Genomic DNA, 2,360 nt, shown 5'->3' with positions numbered 1-2,360 from the left:
GAAAATGAGATAGATCGGGATCAGGACGCCCACGGCCGGCATCATCTTGGTGGAGAGCATCCACATCAGGATGTCCTTGGTGCGCTTCGATGGCGCAAAGGCCATGGACCAGGCCGCAGGAATGGCGATGATCAGGCCAAGAATGGTCGAGCCGAAGGACACCATGATCGAATTGATCGCGTGCTTGAAATAGTCCGACCGATCCTGCACGGCACCGAAGTTCTCGAGCGTAAAATTCTGCGGGAAGAAGGTCGGTTGCGAGGCGATGGCTTCCGCCTCGGTCTTGAAGGCGGTCAGCACCGTCCAGAGGATCGGCGAGAACAGGAGGAGGGCCACCGCCCAGGCGAGGACGGTGAAGCCGACTTTGGTGGAGGTGGAGACGCGGCGGGCCATGGTCAGGATCTCCGTGCGTGGTCAGATATTGCGATAGTGGTCATTGCCGGGCCTGTCCCGGCAATCCATTTGCCGAGGCATCGCATGGACCACCGGGACAAGCCCGGTGGTGACGAAAGATGGGCTAAAGCAGCGCTCGAAGGCCGGCTGAATGCAGGGTTAAGCATCGAGGTTCTTCCCCACAGCGCGCATCAGGAAGATGGCGACGATATTGGCAATGATGACGGCCACCACACCACCCGCGGAACCGGCGCCGATGTCGTTGCTGAGGATACCGGTGCGGAAGACGAGGAAGGCGATATTGGTCGAGGCATAGCCGGGGCCGCCGCCAGTGGTGACGCGGATCTCGGCAAAGATGCCCAGGAGGAAGATCGTCTGGATCAGGATGACGATGGTGATCGCCCGTGCCATATGCGGCATGATGATATAGCGGAAGCGATTGACGGCATTGGCGCCATCCATTTCGGCCGCTTCGCGCTGCTCTTCCGAGAGCGACTGCAGGGCCGTGAGCAGGATCAGCGTCGCGAATGGCAGCCACTGCCAGGCAACGATGACGATGACCGAAAACAGCGGATACTGATTGAACCAATCGACCGGCTGCAGGCCGAAGAATTTCCATAAGTGTCCGAGCATGCCATAGCCGGGATGCATGAAGCCGTTCTTCCAGATCAGCGCCGCAACGGGCGGCATGACGAAGAAGGGCGAAATGACGAGGATGCGCAAAATCCCCTGCCCCCAGATCGGCTGATCGAGCAGCAGCGCCAGGAAAGTGCCGCCGACAATGGTGATCAGCAGGACGCCGCCGACGAGGATGAGCGTGTTGATCAGCGATTGGGTGAAGCTCGGGTCGCCGATGACGTAGACATAATTGGCCCAGCCGGCGAAGCCCGTCATCATCGGATTGATGAGGCTATAGTTCTGGAACGAGAACCACAGGGTCATGACCAGTGGCACGATCATCCAGATAAAGAGCACGATAACGGCCGGCGCCATCATGGTGCGCGCCAGGGCGCGGGTTTGTTTGGTGGCCATTGTTTTGTGACTTCCTCCCGGCGTGGCCAAGGCCACGGTGTCATTCCCGCGAAAGCAGGAACCCCTGTTTTCTCCGCGCCGGAACGGAGGTTGCCGCTTTCGCGGGACTGACCCGGTGATTTTGATTTAGCTTTTGGGCAGGCAAGACTCTTTGGAAAAATCCACCTGGCCAATCGAGGGGATCAATCGGCCAGGTGGCAGTCCTTGGGAGGTCTACTTGATGTAACCGGCGCGGGTCATATCGCGCGTGGTTGCTTCCTGGGCCTGCGACAGGGCGTCGTCGGCCGACATCTGGCCGGCAAGCGCCGCGGAGAAGAGCTGGCCGACATTGGTACCGATACCGGCAAACTCGGGAATGGCCACGAACTGCACGCCGACATAGGGCACCGGCTTGACCGTCGGATGGGTCGGGTCAGCGGAGTTGATCGATGCCAGGGTCATCGCGGCGAAGGGCGCGGCGGCCTGATAGTCCGGGTTTTCATAGAGCGAGGTACGGGTGCCGGGAGGCACATTGGCCCAGCCGTCCTTTTGGGCGACGAGAGCCAGATAGTCCTTGTCTGTGGCCCAATTGATGAACTTCTCGGCCGCTTCCGCATTCTGCGACGAGGCCGGGATGGCGAGCGACCAGGCCCAGAGCCAGTTGCCGCGCTTGCCAAGGCCATTGTCCGGCGCCTGGGCAAAGCCAACCTTGTCGGCGACGGTCGAGTCTTTGGGATTGGTCACGAAGGAGGCAGCGACGGTGGCGTCGATCCACATACCGCACTTGCCCTGCTGGAAGAGGGTCAGGTTTTCGTTGAAGCCATTGGACGACGCACCGGCCGGGCCGGCATCGGCCATCAGCGAGAGATAGGTATCAAGGGTTGCCTTCCACTCGGGCTGATCGAACTGCGGCTTCCAGTTTTCGTCGAACCAGCGAGCGCCGAACGAGTTGGACA

The 2,360-nt window shown here is 60.6% G+C and carries 2 protein-coding genes and 1 pseudogene; all 3 read right to left on the bottom strand.

The genetic code is table 11. The features are described 5' to 3' along the window. Nucleotides 1–393, bottom strand: a pseudogene (locus tag J0I64_RS22455) (carbohydrate ABC transporter permease); the annotation flags it as partial. Between the two features lie 159 nt (nucleotides 394–552). Continuing rightward, a complete protein-coding gene (locus tag J0I64_RS22450) occupies nucleotides 553–1,425 on the bottom strand; it encodes a carbohydrate ABC transporter permease (protein ID WP_291412504.1) in 873 nt (290 codons plus the stop codon). Nucleotides 1,426–1,638: 213 nt separating this feature from the next. Further along, on the bottom strand, nucleotides 1,639–2,360 hold a 722-nt coding region (locus J0I64_RS22445; RefSeq protein ID WP_291412502.1), incomplete at its 5' end, for an extracellular solute-binding protein.

The organism is Devosia sp., from assembly GCF_017307565.1.
Lineage (GTDB): Bacteria > Pseudomonadota > Alphaproteobacteria > Rhizobiales > Devosiaceae > Devosia.
The sequence above is the reverse complement of the archived record's forward strand: the minus strand, read 5'-3'. Positions and strand labels throughout refer to the sequence as shown.